We start from the raw sequence: 19,362 nt of genomic DNA on the forward strand, positions 1-19,362 counted from the left end.
CCTGAGGCTTTCCCTGATGAACGAACTACAAGACCTGCTTGATAACAACGAACGCTGGGCGGATGCGATCAAACAGGAAGATCCCGAATTCTTCGCCAAGCTCGCCCGCCAGCAAACCCCGGAATACCTGTGGATCGGCTGCTCCGACGCCCGTGTACCGGCCAACGAAATCGTCGGCATGCTGCCCGGTGATCTGTTTGTGCACCGCAACGTGGCCAACGTGGTATTGCACACCGACCTTAATTGCCTGTCGGTGATCCAGTACGCGGTCGACGTGCTCAAGGTCAAACATATCCTCGTGACTGGCCACTACGGCTGCGGCGGCGTGCGCGCGTCCATGCAGGACCGCCAGTTCGGCCTGATCGATGGCTGGCTGCGCACCATTCGTGACCTCTACTACGAAAACCGCGAACTGTTGGCCCAGTTGCCGACCGAAGAAGAACGCGTCGACCGCCTTTGCGAGCTGAACGTGATTCAGCAGGTGGCCAACGTGGGTCACACCAGCATTGTGCAAAACGCCTGGCACCGTGGGCAGAGCCTGTCGATCCATGGCTGTATCTATGGCATCAAGGATGGTCGCTGGAAGAGCTTGAACACCACCATCAGTGGTTTCGAGCAACTGCCACCGCAATATCGCTTGCGGCCATTGGGCGAGGTCTAAGGCCGTTTGCGCAGCCGCCATTGGGCCATGAAGGCCTGACCGTCGGCGTTCAAGGGCTCCGCACTGCCGGTGATCCACCCCCGGCAGTTCAGCTCGCCGCATTGGCAGGCGAACTGCCGGAACACCGCGTCCTCGGTATTGGCGTAATCCATCGTCAGCAGGTCGCCTGCAGCGATGGCTTGCACCGTCCAGACTTCCAGGTAAGTGGCATCGAAAAACACGTTCGGGTTGCAGGAGTGCGACAGCAGGCCGCTGAACCACGGGTCATACAAGTGGATGCGTGATGACAGTTGCAGGGTATGCAAGCGTCGCTCGCTCAGGGCGTAGCCGGAGACTCGGGCAATGCGCAGGCGGCTGTCAAAGGTAACGCACGCCTTGATGACGGCGCCTGGCCCATTTGCGTCCTGTGCGATCTGGAAGTGTTTGGTCGAGGGGTAACCCTGTTCAACGAGCACCGTCTTGAAGGGGTAAAGGCCGTCACTCACAGCGGTGTTAGCCTTATCCATGGCTTGAGTTTTCATGACTCTCCTGGGTTGGGCTGCATCGACCTGCGAGTGGGGCTGACTATCAGTCTTGCAGCGGATGGGTGCCACTCAAGACTCGCTGATATTGGATCCGATTTCTACTGTCAACTCTGACAGTAGAAATCGGTTATAACCTGTTCAGCTTACAGCGCCGGGGCCATGACCGCCGGGGTTGGAGCGGCGTCCTTCAGTTGTTTCAACTGAGCCTTGATGACGGGGGTGGCGCATTTGGCGTTGGCTTGTTCCGGGGTCAGATTGCGCACCGAGGTATAGAACAACTCACAGGTCTGTTCCTTGCGCGTGACCTGCCAGGTATTCATGCAAGCCTTGAGCAGTACATTCGCATCGCTGGCGGGTTTCTGCCCCATGCCGGCTTGCCAGCAGGCGGCGCTCAGGTCCTGCCCCATCACCTTCAAGCCGGCCTCATCGGCTTTCTGTTCATTACCGTCGTAGGTTGCAGGGTCTGCCGCATACCAGATGTAACTCGGGTGGTTGGCGCCCAATACCGACACGGTCTTGCCCGCTGTCGGGCTGATCTGCGCCAGGCCCAGCACGCCCACGGTCTGGCCGTATTGTTGCTTGATCCAATTCCGCACTGGCGCGCCGAACGCCACCATCGGCAACGAGCCGTTGGCGCGCAGGCTCAACTCCTTGACCATGCGTGTCTGGTAATCGGCGAAGTAGCTGTAAACGTTTTCGAGGTCCTTGCCCGCATTGGAGGGCGCGGCGATCGGTGCGATATCGATGATGGTCTGGTAGGCCGGCGTTTCGGTGGCAGGGATGCCATTGTCGGTGAGCAACGTGGCCCAGCGGTCGGTGGTTGCCGATTCCAGGTAATCCTGGGCCTGGGTCAGCGAATAGTCCGGCGGGAAGTGCAGCAGTTCGATGCTCTTGCGATTTTCCAGGGCCATGCCCAGCGGCAGGAACAGGTACCAGTTGTAAGCCCACTTGCCGTCGCTGTTGAGTTTGCTGGCGCCTTGGTAGGCCAGGTCGGCGGTATCGAGCAGCGTGGTCAGCGGCTGGCCGTAGTGGTCGGGCACGCCGCTGAAGGTGGCTGAGACCTGGCCGTCATGGGTTTTCACACTGACCTTGGCGCGGCTGTAACCGTCGCGCTGCAGGCTCTGGTTCAGATAATGCTCGGCGGTCTGCTCCAGCGTCCATGGCCGAAAGCAGATCACGTTGCAGTTATTGGGGAACGCAAACAACTGGGTGACCCGTTGCGTGCTGCCCAATGGTACTTCGATGTCGGCCTGTACGACCGCACTGGCCAGCAGTGCGGCCAGGGTGAAGGACAGCCTGGTCGGTTTGAACATAGTTGTTTCCTTGTCAGCGAAAGCCCGTCTGCGCGGGGTGAAAGCCCACTTCCACACAGTAGCGGTTGACCAGGAAAACCGCGTGCTAAATCGCTGGGCATGTCGCTATTGGATAAGAAAACCTACACCTTGAACTGCAAGGCGTTGCTCAGATCGCCCATGGGCTTCTGGCCGCGCGCAATCATTGCGTCGTCGCGCAGCTTGAGGCCGTCCAGTTTCTCCAACTGGAACACCCGGGTGATCAAGCGCAGGATCGAGGCGGTGTCGTAAACCGTATGGTCCACCGTACCTTTGCGCGCAAACGGCGAAATAACCAACGCCGGGATACGCGTGCCCGGGCCCCAGCGGTCGCCTTTAGGCGGTGCGACGTGGTCCCACCAGCCGCCGTTCTCATCGACGGTGATGATCACGACCATGTTTTTCCACTGCGGGCTCTCCTGCAACACTTTCAGGGCGCGGGTGATATGGCGGTCGCCCGAGGCCACGTCGGCGTAACCGGCGTGCATGTTGAGGTTGCCCTGGGGTTTGTAGAAGCTCACCGCCGGCAGTGTTCCCGCCTGGGCATCAGCCAGGAAGTGATTGGTGCTTGGCTCATCGCCCAGGCCGCCGTCGCGCAGGCGTTTCTTGCGCTCCGCCGGGTTTTCCGGACCTTGCTGCTTGAAGTAGTTGAACGGCTGGTGGTGATACTGAAAGCTGGGGATCTTCGGAATCGCCAGCGAATCCTTGTGCTCGTCGATCGTTGCCTGCCAGGCACCGCCGTACCAGGCCCAATCGACGTTCTTCTTCGACAGCTTGTCGCCGATGTGTTCGTGAGACTGCGGCACCAGCACGCTGGGCAGGTCGGGCTTGGCGTAGTCCGGGCGCTCCGGGTCGCGGATCCAGGTGGGCCAGTACGGTGGCGCCATGGTGTTTACCGAATAGCCGTCCGGCGTCAGCGCGCTGGGCCCGAACTGCGGCGGGCCGGTCATGGCGCTGGCCGGTGACTTGTCCAACGGCTTGAGGCGCGTGTCGGTTGGGTCGTCGCTCTGCAGCGTGGCGATCTGCGATTTAGCCACCGAGTTGGCGGCGTCCGGGTAAAACGGCACTTGAGCACTGATCAAGTATTGGTGGTTGAGGTACGAACCGCCAAAGGCACCCTGGAAGAAGTTGTCGCACAGCACGAACTCCCTGGCGACGTCCCACAGGCGCAGCGAATAACGCGTTTGCGGGTAATGGCCAAGCGTCAGTGCACCGGAGTCGGCCCAGGCGACAAACAGGTCGTTCTTGCCCCCATTGATCTGCATCTGGTTCTGATAAAACACATGCCACAGATCGCGGGTGACCAGGCCCAGGGGCAGGTCTTCGCCGTTCGGCCCCTTCAGTGCATAGGGCGCGTTGGGCAAGTGTTCCTGATATTGGGTGGCGCTGGGGTAAAGCACCCCGTCAATCGTTTGCGGCCCAAGCTGAGTCACGCCGCCCCAGACTTCCGGCAGCGTCTCCAGCAGGCTGCCGTCGCGGTCGCGTTGCTGGTAGTCGGCGGGTTTGAGAGCGGACAGTGGGCTTTCCACGCCGGGGAAGTCGGCAAACAGGTTGTTGAAACTGCGGTTTTCGCCGTAGATCACCACCACATTCTTCACGTTGTCGTGCAAGGCCTTGTCCAGCTCGGCAGGCGACAGTTCGCGGGTGACCACCGGGCCAGGCGGTTCAGCGGGCCCACCGCAGGCGCTCAAGGTCGCCCCGGCGCCCAGTACGGCAACCCCTCCTAAAAAGCGCCGACGGCTTGAATCGGGGAGCGTGTCGGCGGCGTTTTTGGTTGCTTTCTGGTCTTCGGTTTCTTCGGTCATCCGAGGCTTCTCACTGCTGTTTTTGGTTTATTTATTGCTGGATGTTTCGTTGAAAGGGCATCAAATATGGCAAAGCTTAAACGCTTCAGTCTATAAGGCGAGGCCTTAGGGCATAAGGGTTCTGATGATGACTATCGGGTTTCGTAACGGGGCCGCGCTGCAACGCATCGTGTGCACCTTGATCGGTTGAAGGCCGATCAAGGTGCAGGAGGCGTTGCCGGGCCTGAGGGCGAAGCTTAAGCAGGCAATGTGACAGAAGCGTTTACGGCATCACGGGAGGCAGGTATTTGAGCGTCGTGCCCAGCGCCCATAGCAGGAACAACACCAACGGCGTGTGCACCAGCAGTTGCACAAACGAGAAACCAATCAGGTCTCGCGCCTTCAGCCCCAACACGCCGAGCAACGGCAGCATATAGAACGGGTTGATCAAGTTCGGCAGCGCCTCGGCAGCGTTGTAGATCTGCACCGCCCAGCCCAAGTGGTATTGCAGGTCATTGGCCACTTGCATCACGTAAGGCGCTTCGATGATCCACTTGCCGCCGCCCGATGGAATAAAGAAACCCAGCACCGCGGAGTACACGCCCATCAACAACGCATAGGTGTCGTGAGAGGCGATGGAGGTAAAGAAGGTCGAGATATGGTGCGCCAAGGTCTGGCCGTCGCCGCCCTTGACCACGGTCATCAGCGCCGCGATGGAGCCATACAGCGGAAACTGGATCAGCACGCCGGTGGTGGTCGGCACGGCGCGGGCCACCGCATCGAGGAAACTGCGCGGGCGCCAGTGCAGCAGCGCGCCGACCATGATGAACAGGAAGTTATAGGTGTTCAGCCCCGAGATGGCGCTGATCGCCGGCTTGGTCGAGAACTCATGGAACAACCAACCGGCCGCCAGCAATGCCAGCAGAATGGTTAGCAGTGGGCTGTGCTCCAGCCATTCACCCGGGCGGGTTGGCGCTTGAATCTTGGGCAGGTTGAAGGCCGGGTCGACGCCGCAGGCCTTGGCATCACGGGCGCTGTTCGGCCCTGGTGCGGTGGCGTAAGCGATGATCAGCGAGACCACGATCAACGCCAGCAACATCACCCCGGATTGCCACAGAAAGATCGTGTCAGTGAACGGAATCACCCCCGTAATCGACAGAATCGACGGCGGCAAGCTGGCCGGGTTGGCCTGTAGTTGCGCAGCCGACGACGACAGTCCCAATGCCCACACCGCGCCCAGGCCCAGGTAAGCGGCGGCACCGGCCGCGCGGTAGTCCATGCGTAAATCCGTACGGCGGGCGAGTGCGCGCACCAGCAAACCGCCAAACACCAGGGACAAGCCCCAATTGAGCAGGGAGATGACCATCGAGATCAACGCCACCCACGCCACGGCCGAGCGGCCGTTTTTCGGGATGCGCGCCAAGCGATCGATCAGTTTTACCGCAGGTGGCGAACTGGCCACGACATAACCGCCGATCACCACAAAGGCCATTTGCATGGTGAACGGAATCAGGCTCCAGAACCCATCACCGAAGGCTTTGGCGGCCTCGGTCGGCGCGGCGCCCATGCCCAGGGTCGCCACGGCGACGATAATCACGGCGAGGGCGGCAAATACCCAGGAGTCAGGAAACCAGCGTTCGGCGAAGTTGGAGCAACGCAGGGCAAATCGGGCATAGCGGCTTTCTTCGATAGCATCGGCCACGAGTCTTTCCTCTTGTATTTATTATGGGTTTTGGCAGTTTTACGGCATGTTCCTCTACGCCCATTGTTTTGGGAATGTAGTTATCTTCATTGATCCATGAGTAAAACAAATATATCTGTCGCGATTGCCATCATTGGGCTCAGCTCATAACCTGCACGCCATTTTGTTTGTCTGCCGAGCCTCCACATGACTGCCACCTTTTCCCCACAGGCGCAGCGTTTTTCCCGCTCCGACTACAAAACCCTGGGCCTGGCCGCCCTCGGCGGCGCCCTGGAAATCTACGACTTCATTATTTTCGTATTCTTTGCGCTAACCCTCAGCCAGTTGTTTTTCCCACCGGAAATGCCCGAGTGGCTGCGCCTGCTGCAAAGCTTCGGCATCTTCGTCACCGGTTACCTGGCGCGCCCGCTGGGCGGCATCCTGATGGCGCACTTCGCCGACCACCTGGGGCGCAAGCGCGTATTCAGCCTGAGCATCCTGATGATGGCGCTGCCCTGCCTGCTGATCGGGATCATGCCCACCTACGCACAAATCGGTTATTTCGCGCCGCTGATCCTGCTGGTGCTGCGCGTGCTGCAAGGCGCTGCGGTGGGCGGGGAAGTGCCCAGCGCCTGGACCTTCGTCGCCGAACACGCGCCGCGTCATCACCGTGGGTATGCCTTGGGCTTTCTGCAAGCCGGCCTGACCTTCGGCTACCTGCTCGGCGCACTCACCGCGACATTGCTGGCGCAACTGTTCACCCCCGCCGAAATCCTCGATTACGCCTGGCGCTTCCCGTTCCTGCTCGGCGGCGTCTTCGGTGTGATCGGCGTGTGGTTGCGCCGCTGGCTCAACGAAACCCCGGTGTTCCTCGAAATGCAGGCCCGCCGCCAGGCCGCCGCCGAATTGCCTCTGCGCACCGTGCTGCGCGACCATCGCGCCGTGTTGCTGCCGGCAATGATCCTCACCTGCGTGCTCACCTCGGCCGTGGTAGTGCTGGTGGTCATCACCCCGACCATGATGCAAAAAACCTTCGGCATGAGCCCCAGCCACACCTTCGCCTTGAGCGCGCTGGGCATTGTTTTTCTGAATATCGGTTGTGTACTGGCCGGCCTGCTGGTGGACCGCATCGGCGCCTGGCGCACGGTGCTGGTCTATAGCCTGCTGCTGCCGGTGGGCATTGCGGTTCTGTATGCCAGCCTGATCAGCGGCGGCGTGTGGCTAGGGGCGGCGTATGCGGTGGCGGGCTTGAGTTGCGGGGTAGTGGGCGCAGTGCCGTCGGTGATGGTCGGCCTGTTTCCGGCGCCGGTGCGGGTGTCGGGGATTTCCTTCACCTACAACATTGCCTACGCGCTGTGGGCGAGTACCACACCGCTGTTGTTGATTGCGTTGATGCCGACGAGCCCGTGGATTTGCGTGGGCTATTGCGTGGTGATGGGGGCGGTGGGGGTGGCGAGTGTGGCGCTGTTTGGCAAGCGCCACACCTTGGCGACCTGAGGGTCAGGTCAGAAAGTGCCAGAGCAACAGCGTACCGACCAGCCCGACCACCGAAACAATCGTCTGCAACACCGACCACACCCAGATCGTCTGTTTGAGCTGCAAGCCGAAGTACTCACGCACCATCCAGAACCCGGCGTCGTTGACGTGGCAGAAGAACACCGAGCCGGCGCCAATTGCCAATGCCACCAATGAACTCTGCGTAGCCGCCAGCCCGGCCATCATTGGCGCGAGGATGCCCGCCGTCGTGGTGGTGGCGACCGTCGCCGAGCCGGTGGCCTGGCGCAGGGCCACGGCAATCAGCCAGGCCAGCAGCAGATACGGCATGTGCGCGCCTTCGGCGACCTTGCTGATGGTCTGGCTGACGCCGGCGTCCAGCAGGGTTTGCTTGAGGCCGCCGCCGGCGCCGATGGTCAGCAACAACACGGCGATGGGCGCGAGGGCTTTGCGCAGGGTGTTGCCGACTTCGGCACGCGGCATGCCGGCGGCCCAGCCCAGGCAAACCACCGCGGCGATTACCGCCAGGCCGAGGGCGATCAGCGGCTCACCGAGGAATTTCAAGGTCAGCGCCAGCGGGTTTTCCGGTGACATGGCGACCTTGGCCAAGGTGCTCCCGAGCATCAAAATCACCGGCAGCAAAATGATCAGCAACGACACGCCGAAACTCGGCTGGCGCGGCGCCTTGGGCGGTGCGCTGAACAGCGCGCCGATGTCGGCCGGTTCATCCACGTGCATGCGCTTGGACAGCCAGTTGCCATAGAGCGGGCCAGCCAGAATCACTGCCGGCACTGCCAGGCAGAAGCCCAGCAACATGGTGAGGCCGAGGTCGGCGTGCAACGCGCTCACCGCAATCAGCGGTCCCGGATGCGGCGGCATCAGGGCGTGCAGGGTGGTCATGCCCGCCAGTGCGGGGATGGCGATTTTCAACAAGGGCTGGTTCGAACGTTTGGCCATCACAAAGATGATCGGCACCATCATCACCAGGCCGACTTCGAAGAACAGCGGCAAGCCGATCACCATGGCCACCAGCGCCATTACCCAGGGCAGTGATTTGCCTTTGCCCAGCCCGAGCAGGGTGGTGGCGATACGGTCGGCTGCGCCGGATTCCGCCATCAGCGCACCGAGCATCGAGCCCAGCGCGATGATAATCCCGGCTTCACCGAGAATCGCCCCGGCGCCTTTGCTGAAGGCTTTGGCGACTTCCTCCGGGGGCAACCCGGCACCGACACCCGCGATAAACGTACCGATCAAAATTGACAGGAACGGCGGCAGCTTGGTCGCGCTGATCAACACAATGATGCTGGCGATCGCCAGCAGAACGCAGAACATGAGGCGGGTGTCGTGAACCATCCACGCGGCAGTCGATAACTCCAAAGCGGGACTCCTTATCGAACAGGTTGGCTAATATGTTTCTTTTTGTTTCCTGCTCGAAAAGCATACCTGATAGAACTGTGCCAGAGCGTCCATGTGCGATTTTGGTGCGCGTCATGTAACGGCGGGCTGTCGCGCGGATGACAAATTTGCAACCCGTGCCCGAGTATTTGGCCAATAGCTCTATGATCAACGGACCACACCTTTTGAGGATATTTCATGAGCGCAGGACATAACCACGGCCAAGCACGCGCCGGCCACGAGCGTCTTCTATGGATCGCCCTCGGGCTGACCAGCAGCTTCATGATTGCCGAGGTGATCGGCGCGTTTATCACCGGCAGCCTGGCGCTGTTGTCCGACGCCGCGCACATGATGACCGACGCCCTGGCCCTGGCGATTTCCCTGGTGGCCATCCAGGTTGCCAAACGCGCAGCCGACCGCAAGCGCACCTTTGGTTATGCGCGTTTCGAGATTCTGGCGGCCGCCTTCAATGCGCTGCTGCTGTTCGCCGTGGCGTTTTACATCCTGTATGAGGCCTATCAACGGCTCCAGGCACCGGCTGAAATCCAGTCCACCGGTATGCTGGTCATTGCGGTGCTGGGGCTGATCGTCAACCTGATTTCCATGCGCCTGCTCAGTGCCGCCAGCGGCGAAAGCCTCAATGTGAAGGGCGCTTACCTGGAAGTCTGGAGCGACATGCTCGGCTCTATCGGCGTGATCATCGCGGCGGTGGTGATCATGTTCACCGGCTGGGGTTGGATCGACTCCGTGGTGGCGGCGGCGATTGGTTTCTGGGTGTTGCCGCGTACCTGGACGCTGCTCAAGGAAAGCATGAACGTGCTGCTGCAAGGTGTGCCGGACGGGGTTGATATCGATCAGGTCGAGCAGGCCATTCGCAAGGTGCCCGGGGTCAAGGACGTGCACGATCTGCATATCTGGGCCCTGACCAGCGGCAAAAATGTGCTGAGCACTCACTTGGTGGCGGACTCGTCGCTCGGCACGGAGCAGCAGATCCTCGCGCTTGTGACGGAATTGCTGCACGAACAATTCGATATTTCCCACGTCACGTTGCAGGTTGAAGGCGAAGGGTTTCATCACGACGAACATGACGACGTGCACGCCTGATCCTCGCTAACGGATTTGTAATGTTCTGCCCACCGCCCTGATAAGTACCGAAAGCTACATTGCCCCCGCTGGGAAACCTCAGCGACTTCATGGGCGTGGAACTTTCGTTATGGCAATTTCCGTTAAAACACTGTTGGGGGCGACTGCGTTGTGGGTGGCGGCCAGTGCTGTCCAGGCGCAAACCCTCACGCTTGATAGAGCCCTGCAAACCGCGTTTGCCAACAACCCTGACCTGGCTGCCGCGCAGTGGGAAATCGACATCGCCCAGGGCGGTCGCCAGCAGGCAGGCTTGATCCCCAACCCGGTGGCCTCCTGGGATGCTGAAGACACCCGCCGCAGTACGCGCACCACCACCGTCAAACTCAGCCAGACCCTGGAACTGGGCGGCAAACGCGGTGCGCGGATTGACCTGGCCACTCGGGCCCAGGACGCTGCCGCACTGACCCTGGAGCAGCGTCGCAACGGCCTGCGCGCCGATGTGATCGACAGCTATTACGGCGCCCTGCGTGCCCAGGAGCGCCTCGACCTGGCGCAACGCTCTATGGCCCTGGCCGAGCGCGGGCTGGTGGTCGCCAACGGCCGCGTCACGGCCGGCAAGTCGTCGCCGGTCGAAGCCACGCGCGCGCAGGTGCAGGTCTCGGAGATCCGCCTGGAACTGAACCGGGCGCAGATCGGCCTGAGCGACGCCTATCGCCGCCTTGCGGCCATTACCGGCAGCGCCGCGCCTGATTTCCAGGCGGTCGCCACACAACGCCAATCCGCTCCGCCATTACCGGCCTCCACACCGTTGCTCGCGCGTCTTGAGCAAACCACGGAGCTGCGCCTGGCTGAACTGCAAATCCAGCAAAGCGAAGCCAGCGTCGGCCTGGAAAAAGCCCAGCGGATTCCCGACCTCGACGTGTCGATCGGCAGCCAGTACGACGCCAGCGTGCGCGAGCGGGTGAACCTGGTGGGCGTGTCGATGCCGATCCCGCTGTTCAACCGCAACCAGGGCAACGTGCTCGCCGCCAGCCGCCGCGCCGATCAGGCCCGTGACTTGCGCAATGCCACTGAGTTGCGCCTGCGCACCGAAACCCGCCAGGCCCTGGACCTGTGGCAAACCGCGATTACCGAAGTGCGCGCCTTCAACCAACAGATCCTGCCCGCCGCCCAAAGCGCGGTGGACAGCGCCACCCGGGGTTTCGAGATGGGCAAGTTCAACTTCCTCGACGTGCTCGACGCCCAGCGCACCTTGATCGCCGCGCGCACCCAGTACCTCACGGCGACCGCCCAGGCCACCGACGCCTGGGTACGCATCGAACGGATTTACGGCGACCTCGCCCGGTTTTGATTTTTTCTGGAGTCTTTTATGAAGCATAAACACGGTGTGGCGCTGGCCGTCGCCCTGGGCCTGATGCTGTCTGGTTTTGCAAACGCCGAAGAAGAGGAGGGCACACTCGAACTCACTGAGCAGCAGATCCAGGCCGCCGGTATTCAACTCGCCCAGGCCCAGCCACGCGCCATCAGCACCCTGCTGACACTGCCGGGAGAAGTGCGTTTTGATGAGGATCGCACCTCGCACATCGTCCCGCGCGCGGCCGGTGTGGTGGAGGCTGTGAAGGTCAACCTCGGCCAGTCGGTTAAGAAGGGCGAGCTGTTGGCGGTGATCGCCAGCCAGCAAATTTCCGACCAGCGCAGTGAGCTGGCAGCCAGTGAGCGGCGGGTCGAACTGGCGCGCACCACCTTCCAGCGCGAGCGCCAATTGTGGCAGGACCAAATCTCCGCCGAGCAGGATTACCTGCTGGCGCGCCAGGCCTTGCAGGAAGCGGAAATCGCCCTGAACAACGCCCGCCAGAAAATGACCGCCCTCAGCGGCAGCGCAGTCCTGGTCGGCGGTAATCGCTATGAACTGCGTGCGCCCTTCGCCGGCATGGTGGTGGAAAAGCACCTGGGAGTCGGCGAGGTCGTGAGCGAAACCAGCAACGCGTTCACCCTTTCGGACCTGTCCCAGGTATGGGTCACCTTCGGTGTATTTCCCAAGGACTTGAACAAGGTGCGCGTCGGTAAACCGGTGAAAGTCAGTTCTACGGAAATGGGCACCGACGTGCTCGGCACCGTGGCCTACGTCGGCAACTTGCTCGGTGAGCAGACGCGTACCGCCACCGTGCGCGTGAACGTGCCCAACCCCGACGACGCCTGGCGCCCCGGGCTGTTTGTCACCGTGCAATTGGCCACTGACACCTACCAGGCCAAGGTCACCGTGCCTCAAACCGCGATCCAGACCATCGAGGACAAACCCTCGGTGTTCGTGCGCACGCCGGACGGTTTTATCACCCGCCACCTTGAGCTGGGCGTGAGTGAAAACGGCTACGTCGAAGTGCGCCAGGGTCTCGACGCCGGGGCGCAGGTGGCGACTGTCGGCAGCTTCATCCTCAAGTCCGAACTGGGTAAAGGCTCGGCCGAGCACGCCCATTGATCCTGCGAGTGATTCCCCATGTTTGAGCGCCTTATCCAATTTGCCATCGAGCAGCGCATCATCGTGCTGCTGGCCGTGTTGTTGATGGCCGGTGTCGGCATCGCCAGCTATCAGAAATTGCCCATCGACGCCGTACCCGACATCACCAATGTGCAGGTGCAGATCAACTCGGCGGCGGCCGGGTTTTCGCCGCTGGAAACCGAACAGCGCATTACCTTTCCCATCGAAACCGCCATGGCCGGGTTGCCGGGTCTGCAGCAGACGCGGTCGCTGTCGCGCTCCGGTTTGTCCCAGGTGACGGTGATTTTCAAAGACGGTACCGACCTGTTCTTCGCCCGCCAATTGGTCAATGAGCGCCTGCAGGTCGCCCGTGGACAATTGCCCACCGGCATCGAAACCGCCATGGGGCCGATTTCCACCGGTCTCGGGGAAATTTTCCTGTGGACCGTCGAGGCCGAGGACGGCGCACTCAAAGAGGATGGCACGCCCTACACGCCGACCGACCTGCGCGTGATCCAGGACTGGATCATCAAGCCGCAACTGCGCAACGTGCCCGGAGTGGCCGAGATCAACACCATCGGCGGCTTTGCCAAGGAATACCAGATTGCCCCGGACCCCAAGCGCCTCGCGGCCTACAACCTGACGTTGACCGATTTGGTTACGGCGCTTGAGCGCAACAACGCCAACGTCGGCGCCGGTTACATCGAGCGCAGCGGCGAACAGCTGCTGATCCGCGCACCGGGGCAAGTGGCGTCGATTGATGACATCGCCAATATCGTGATCACCACTTCCGATGGCACGCCGATCCGCGTGCGCAATGTGGCGCAGGTCGAAATCGGCCGTGAGCTGCGTACCGGCGCCGCCACCGAAAACGGCCGTGAAGTGGTGCTGGGCACGGTATTCATGTTGATCGGCGAAAACAGCCGCACTGTGTCCCAGGCGGTGGCGAAAAAACTCGAAGAGATCAACCGCTCGCTGCCCGCCGGCGTGGTCGCCGTCACCGTTTACGACCGCACCAACCTGGTGGAAAAAGCCATCGCCACCGTGAAGAAAAACCTCTTCGAAGGTGCGCTGCTGGTGGTTGCGGTGCTGTTCCTGTTCCTGGGCAACATCCGCGCGGCGTTGATCACCGCGATGGTGATTCCCCTGGCAATGTTGTTCACCTTTACCGGGATGTTTACCAACAAAGTCAGCGCCAACCTGATGAGTCTTGGCGCACTGGACTTCGGCATTATCGTCGACGGCGCGGTGGTGATTGTCGAGAACGCCATCCGCCGCCTGGCGCATGCGCAACAGCGCCACGGCCGTTTGTTGACCCGCAGTGAGCGGCTGCATGAAGTGTTCGCGGCGGCCAAAGAGGCGCGGCGGGCGCTGATCTTCGGGCAACTGATCATCATGGTGGTTTACCTGCCGATCTTCGCCCTCACTGGCGTGGCCGGGAAGATGTTCCACCCTATGGCCTTCACCGTAGTGATCGCGCTGCTGGGCGCGATGATTCTGTCGGTGACGTTCGTGCCGGCCGCGATTGCGCTGTTCGTCACCGGCAAGGTCAAGGAAGAAGAAAACCTGGTGATGCGCACGGCGCGTCGGGTCTATGCGCCGGTGCTGGATTGGGTGATGGCGCGCCGCCCGTGGGTATTTGGCTTGGCGGTGTTGACCATTGTCGCCTCTGGGGCGGTGGCTAGCCGCATGGGCAGTGAATTCATCCCCAGCCTCAGTGAAGGCGACTTCGCCCAACAGGCCCTGCGCGTGCCGGGCACCAGCCTGACGCAATCGGTGCAGATGCAGCAGCAGCTTGAGAAAACATTGAAGGCCCAGGTACCGGAAATCGAGCGGGTCTTTGCGCGCACCGGCACTGCGGAAATCGCCTCTGACCCGATGCCGCCGAATATTTCCGACAGCTACGTGATGCTTAAACCGAAGGCGCAGTGGCCCGATCCAAACAAGTCCCGCGAGACACTGATTGCCGACATCCAGCGCGCCAGTGCGATTGTGCCGGGCAGTGCGTATGAACTGTCGCAACCGATCCAGCTGCGCTTCAACGAGCTGATTTCCGGGGTGCGCAGTGATGTGGCAGTGAAGGTGTTTGGTGACGACATGGCGGTGCTCAACAAAACCGCCGGGGAAATCGCCGAGACCCTGCAAAAGCTGGAGGGCGCCTCGGAAGTCAAGGTCGAACAGACTTCCGGCTTGCCGGTGCTGACCATCAATATCGACCGCGACAAGGCCGCACGTTTCGGCCTGAATGTGGGCGATGTGCAGGACACCATTGCGGTTGCCGTGGGCGGGCGTCAGGCCGGCACGTTGTACGAAGGTGATCGCCGCTTTGACATGGTCGTGCGTTTGTCCGACGCGTTACGCACCGATATCGACGGGCTGTCACGGCTGCTGATTCCGGTGCCGGCGCTGGCCGGCAGTGCGGCTGGGCAGTTGGGCTTTATTGCCTTGTCCCAGGTCGCGAGCCTGGACCTGGTGCTCGGCCCCAACCAGATCAGTCGCGAGAACGGCAAGCGCCTGGTGATCGTCAGCGCCAACGTGCGCGGGCGGGATATCGGCTCGTTTGTCGAAGAGGCCGAGGCGGCCATCAGCACTCAGGTGAAAGTCCCCGCCGGTTACTGGACCACCTGGGGCGGCCAGTTCGAACAGTTGAAGGAAGCGTCCGAGCGTTTGCGCATCGTGGTGCCGGTGGCATTGCTGCTGGTGTTCGGGCTGTTGTTCATGATGTTCAACAACCTCAAGGACGGCCTGTTGGTGTTCACCGGGATTCCGTTCGCGTTGACGGGTGGGATCATGGCGCTGTGGCTGCGCGATATTCCGCTGTCGATTTCGGCGGGCGTGGGCTTTATCGCCTTGTCCGGTGTCGCGGTGCTTAACGGGCTGGTGATGATTGCCTTCATCCGCAACCTGCGTGAGGAAGGGCGCGCGTTATCGGTGGCGGTCAACGAAGGGGCGCTGACCCGTTTGCGTCCGGTATTAATGACCGCGCTGGTGGCGTCCCTGGGGTTTATCCCGATGGCCCTGGCCACCGGCACCGGCGCCGAAGTGCAGCGCCCGTTGGCGACGGTGGTGATTGGCGGGATTATCTCTTCTACGCTGCTGACCTTGCTGGTGCTGCCGGCGCTTTATCAGTGGGCGCACCGCAAGGAAGAGGAAACACCAGGCGAAACAGTGTGAAACCACCGGGCAGGCTGCGCACGTCGGCCTGACCCTGGTGCAGGGTCATGATCGACCGCACGATGGCCAGGCCCAGGCCGGTGCCACCCTCGGTGCGAGCGCGGCTGCTGTCGACACGGTAGAAGCGTTCGAACAGGTGCGGCAGGTGGTGCGCTTCGATGCCGGGGCCGGGGTTGCTGACCGACACCGACGCCGTGTTCCCGTAGGCCTCCACCAGCAGCGAAATATGCGAGCCCGCAGGGCTGTGGCGGATGGCATTGGACAGCAGGTTCGACAGGGCGCGCTGGATCATCAGGCGATCGCCGTGCACGTGAGCATCGCCGCTGAGGGTCAGGGTCAGTTGTTTGTCTTCGGCACTGAGGGCGAACAAGTCCATCACCCGAGCCGTTTCAGCCGCCAGCGACACCGCCGCGAACGAAGCCCGCGCCGCCGGGTGGCTGACCTGGGCCAGAAACAGCATGTCGCTGACGATACGCGCCAGGCGCTCCAGCTCTTCGGTGTTGGATTCCAGCACGGCTTTGTATTCGTCAGGCGGCCGCTGGCGCGACAGCGTCAACTGGGCTTTGCCCATCAGGTTGGTCAGGGGCGCGCGCAATTCGTGGGCGAGGTCATCGGAGAATTGCGACAGTTGCTGTACCCCAGCGTCCAGGCGATTGAGCATCACATTAAAGCCTTGCGCCAACTCGCCCAGCTCCTGGGGCAGGTTGTCGACGGAAAGACGATGCGTGAGGTCCTGAGTGGTGACTTTGGCCGCCACATGGCTGAACTGTTTCAACGGCGCCAGCCCGCGCTGCACCAGCCACCAGGCGCCCATGCCGATCAAGAGCAGCAGCATGGGCAAGGCGATCACCGTGGCGCGCAGGTAAGCACTGAGCAGCGCTTGATCGTCGGTGCGGTCCAGGGACAGCAGCACGCGTACACGTTCGCCGCTGGCCAGGCGCATCAGGCTGGAAGCGCTGAGCACTTGGTTGCCGACACTGTCGGTCCAGTTGAGGTAACCGAGGGTTTCCCGTGGGGTGAAGTCTGTGAGCAAAGGCGTCTGAGGCTTGGCCCCGGTGCTCAGCAGCACGCTTTCGTCGGGTGCGGTGCCGACGATGGTCAGGTAGAAGTTGTCATGGCCAATCACCAAGTCCATCAGTGAATGCGGGCGGGCGCGGATGGTGTTCACGTCCATGCCCTGGGCGACGCTGTGCTGGATCTGTTCCATCTTGCTTTCCAGGCCCTTGCGCGCCAGCTTTTCCAATTCGTGGGTCAGGGCCAGGTACGCCAGGGTTGCCAGCAACAACACCAGGCCTGCGCCCATCACACTGACCGTCAGGCCCAGGCGCATCGACAAACTGCCGGTTTTCATCCGCGCGCCTCCAGCACATAACCCACGCCGCGAATGGTGTGGATCAGCTTGACCTCGCTCTGGTCATCCACCTTGGCCCGCAGGCGGCTGATGGAGACTTCCACGACGTTGGTGTCGCAGTCGAAATTCATGTCCCACACCAGGGAAATGATTTGCGTGCGGGTCAGCACTTCGCCGGTTTGGCGCATCAATACCTGCAGCAGGGCGAACTCTTTGGTGGTCAGGTCGATCCGTCGGGAGCCGCGATACGCGCGATGGCGGCGTGGGTCCAGCTCCAGGTCCTGCACGCTGAATACTTCCGGTTGAGGGATATGCTCGCTGCGTCGCAGCAGGGTGCGGACCCGTGCGAGCAATTCGGGAAACTCGAAGGGTTTGACCAGGTAATCATCGGCGCCCATGTCCAGGCCCTTGATCTTGTCGGCCAGCCGGCCACGCGCGGTCAGCATCATTACCCGTTGCGTGCCGTTGCGGCGCAATTGCTCCAGCACTTCCCAGCCATCCTTGCCCGGCAGGTTGACGTCAAGAATGACCAACTCATACGCGTGCTGCCCGGCCAGGTGCAGGCCGTCGATGCCATTGGACGCGCAGTCGACCACATAGCCACTTTCACTCAGGCCTTGCTGCAAATAGTCAGCGGTTTTTTGCTCGTCCTCAACCACAAGGATACGCATAGAAATTTACCTTTTACTGAAAGAGAAGAGGTCCATTTCCCTATGGAATCAGGTGTTTTGAGAGTAGGGAAATTCTGAAGTCTGAAGTAGCTTCAGGGTCAACTGCGACCATTGGTCGCGACTTAGCTTGCGGGCAAAAAAAACGCCCCTGAGGGGCGTTAAAAATTCATCTCTTTCCAAAGGAGCTACACAAAAGCTTCAGAGATGAATGTGCTCGGTGCAACTAAGTTGAAGCGAGTATAGGAAGTTCAACTTAACGGGAAGCTGAACCCAATGTTACAGTTTTGATAGTTATCAATTTGTGAGCAGATGTTAGTTAATGGCGAACGAATGTAAGCAATGGTCAAAGTGCCACTAGTGGGTATTCGGCAATCAAGCGAATTTCCTCCAGGTCTGATTCGAAAGCGCTGGAGCGCACGGTGGCCTGGCGCAAACGCAATGACAAATCCTTCAGGCTGCCACTCTGCACCACGTACTTGGCCTCGACGTCCCGCTCCCAGCGACGTTGATCCGTCAGCGGATCGCCTGCCGCATCGCGGCGCATGTACACCGCGTTGGCGTTGCTGTAATCGGCGCCGGTGCCTTTGCCGTAGCGGGTCATGAACGACAGGCCGGGAATGCCGAACGTCTGCATGTCGAGGTCGTAACGCACCATCCACGAGCGCTCCTTGGGCGAGTTGAAGTCGTTGTACTGGATAGAGTTGTTGAGGAAGATCGAGTCCGATTGGCGCAGGTAATCGAAGTCGTCGTCGCCATTATTGCGCTGGTGCGACACGGCCAGGCTGTGGGCGCCGACCTTGACCCCGAGCCTGGCGCTCCAGATGTTGTTATCGAATTCACCCAGCAGTTTTTTGCCTTCGTCCACGGCCTTGTAATAGTTGACGTCGCCGAACAAGGAGACGTCGTCGGTCAGCGGGTACGTGGCGGCACTGCCGACGTAATACTGATCCCAGGCGTCCTTCAAGCGGCTGCTGTACAGGCTGACACTCAGGTGTTTATTGACGGTGTAGTCGCCGCCGAAATAACCGATCCAGGGTGAGTCGACCTTGCCCGCATAGAAAGTCGCAAAGCCTTTGTTCATGCCGCTTTCGCTTGGCTGGCTCATGCCGCTCAGGCGCCCACCTTGCAGGCTCAGGCCTTCAAGGCTGGTGTTCTGCGCGGTGACACCGCGAAAGCTTTGCGGCAACAGGCGTGAGTCGCCGGCGGCCACCACCGGCGTGGCGGGGAATACGTCGCCGGCCTTGAAGACCGTGTCCAGCACGCGCAATTTCGCGGCGCCGCCGAATTTGCTGTAGCCGCTTTCGGGGTGGTTATTGCTGTCCACCGGCAGCATGCCGAACGAACCCTTGCCGCCGCTGCGGCCGGTGCCGGAGTCGAGTTTCAGGCCGTACATGGCAAACGCATCCAGGCCAAACCCCACGGTGCCTTGGGTAAAGCCGGATTCGAACTTGCCGATCAAGCCCTGCGCCCAGGCTTCGGAATAGCCGTTGCCCGTGGGGCTGGACTGGCCCTTGCGGTCGTCGCGGTTGAAGTAAAAATTGCGCGCCAGCACGTTCACGCTGCTGCCTTCGATAAAACCTTCGGGCTTGTCCTCCACGGCCACGGCTGCCAGGGGCAGTGCGGCCAGCAATGAAAAGGGAAGGGTGTAGTAAGCAATGCTCATGGTTCGCTCCTCGGTGTTGGCAGTGTTCAGCTTCTTATAGAAGTGGGCGTTTTTATTGATCTGGCCCGGGCTGA

The 19,362-nt window shown here is 61.3% G+C and carries 14 protein-coding genes; 6 read left to right on the top strand and 8 right to left on the bottom strand.

Going from position 1 to position 19,362, the window contains the following annotated elements; genetic code table 11:
* Positions 1–16 precede the first annotated feature (16 nt).
* Positions 17–661, top strand: coding sequence for a carbonate dehydratase (can, locus tag A7J50_RS03370; RefSeq protein WP_064450543.1), 645 nt, complete (start codon positions 17–19; stop codon positions 659–661).
* Here can and A7J50_RS03375 read toward each other — a convergent pair.
* From A7J50_RS03375 to A7J50_RS03390, 4 genes are all read right to left on the bottom strand, one after another.
* Positions 658–1,182 (bottom strand): hypothetical protein, encoded by a 525-nt coding sequence (locus A7J50_RS03375; protein WP_064450544.1) that lies wholly within the window; start codon positions 1,180–1,182, stop codon positions 658–660. The two genes, can and A7J50_RS03375, sit on opposite strands and share 4 nt — an antisense overlap.
* Before the next feature lie 146 nt (positions 1,183–1,328).
* Positions 1,329–2,498 (bottom strand): hypothetical protein, encoded by a 1,170-nt coding sequence (locus tag A7J50_RS03380; protein ID WP_064450545.1) that lies wholly within the window; start codon positions 2,496–2,498, stop codon positions 1,329–1,331.
* Positions 2,499–2,620: 122 nt separating this feature from the next.
* Positions 2,621–4,321: an acid phosphatase gene (gene acpA / locus A7J50_RS03385; protein ID WP_064450546.1), complete on the bottom strand. Its 1,701-nt coding sequence runs from the start codon at positions 4,319–4,321 to the stop codon at positions 2,621–2,623.
* Between the two features lie 262 nt (positions 4,322–4,583).
* The gene (locus A7J50_RS03390; RefSeq protein ID WP_064450547.1) at positions 4,584–6,002 is read right to left on the bottom strand and encodes a short-chain fatty acid transporter; all 1,419 of its coding nucleotides are present in this window, start codon (positions 6,000–6,002) and stop codon (positions 4,584–4,586) included.
* 186 nt (positions 6,003–6,188) lie between these two features.
* On the opposite strand from A7J50_RS03390, the gene A7J50_RS03395 reads away from it, so the two are divergent.
* Positions 6,189–7,478, top strand: a complete 1,290-nt coding sequence (locus tag A7J50_RS03395) for an MFS transporter (protein WP_064450548.1) — start codon at positions 6,189–6,191, stop codon at positions 7,476–7,478.
* A 3-nt stretch (positions 7,479–7,481) separates the two neighbouring features.
* Here the strand turns inward: A7J50_RS03395 and A7J50_RS03400 are convergent, their stop codons facing one another.
* Entirely contained in the window at positions 7,482–8,852 is a 1,371-nt protein-coding gene (locus tag A7J50_RS03400; RefSeq protein WP_064450549.1) for a gluconate:H+ symporter, read from the bottom strand.
* Positions 8,853–9,068: 216 nt separating this feature from the next.
* On the opposite strand from A7J50_RS03400, the gene A7J50_RS03405 reads away from it, so the two are divergent.
* The 4 genes from A7J50_RS03405 to A7J50_RS03420 all read left to right on the top strand — a co-directional run bounded on the left by A7J50_RS03405 (position 9,069) and on the right by A7J50_RS03420 (position 15,603).
* On the top strand, positions 9,069–9,974 hold the full coding sequence (locus tag A7J50_RS03405) for a cation diffusion facilitator family transporter (protein WP_064450550.1): 906 nt from the start codon (positions 9,069–9,071) through the stop codon (positions 9,972–9,974).
* A 109-nt stretch (positions 9,975–10,083) separates the two neighbouring features.
* Positions 10,084–11,304 carry a TolC family protein gene (locus A7J50_RS03410; protein ID WP_064450551.1) on the top strand — a complete coding sequence of 407 codons (1,221 nt, stop codon included), beginning with the start codon at positions 10,084–10,086 and terminating at the stop codon, positions 11,302–11,304.
* An 18-nt stretch (positions 11,305–11,322) separates the two neighbouring features.
* Positions 11,323–12,429 (top strand): efflux RND transporter periplasmic adaptor subunit, encoded by a 1,107-nt coding sequence (locus A7J50_RS03415; protein ID WP_064450552.1) that lies wholly within the window; start codon positions 11,323–11,325, stop codon positions 12,427–12,429.
* 18 nt (positions 12,430–12,447) lie between these two features.
* The gene (locus A7J50_RS03420) at positions 12,448–15,603 is read left to right on the top strand and encodes a CusA/CzcA family heavy metal efflux RND transporter (RefSeq protein ID WP_064450553.1); all 3,156 of its coding nucleotides are present in this window, start codon (positions 12,448–12,450) and stop codon (positions 15,601–15,603) included.
* Here A7J50_RS03420 and A7J50_RS03425 read toward each other — a convergent pair.
* The 3 genes from A7J50_RS03425 to A7J50_RS03435 all read right to left on the bottom strand — a co-directional run bounded on the left by A7J50_RS03425 (position 15,518) and on the right by A7J50_RS03435 (position 19,288).
* A complete protein-coding gene (locus A7J50_RS03425) occupies positions 15,518–16,954 on the bottom strand; it encodes a heavy metal sensor histidine kinase (protein ID WP_064450554.1) in 1,437 nt (478 codons plus the stop codon). The genes A7J50_RS03420 and A7J50_RS03425 overlap by 86 nt on opposite strands.
* The gene (locus A7J50_RS03430) at positions 16,951–17,625 is read right to left on the bottom strand and encodes a response regulator transcription factor PcoR (RefSeq protein ID WP_053254221.1); all 675 of its coding nucleotides are present in this window, start codon (positions 17,623–17,625) and stop codon (positions 16,951–16,953) included. Before A7J50_RS03430 ends, A7J50_RS03425 begins: the two co-directional genes overlap by 4 nt.
* A gap of 343 nt (positions 17,626–17,968) precedes the next feature.
* Positions 17,969–19,288 (bottom strand): OprD family porin, encoded by a 1,320-nt coding sequence (locus A7J50_RS03435; RefSeq protein ID WP_064450555.1) that lies wholly within the window; start codon positions 19,286–19,288, stop codon positions 17,969–17,971.
* Between the last annotated feature and the right edge of the window lie 74 nt (positions 19,289–19,362).

Source organism: Pseudomonas antarctica (assembly GCF_001647715.1).
In the GTDB taxonomy this organism is placed as follows: domain Bacteria; phylum Pseudomonadota; class Gammaproteobacteria; order Pseudomonadales; family Pseudomonadaceae; genus Aquipseudomonas; species Aquipseudomonas antarctica_A.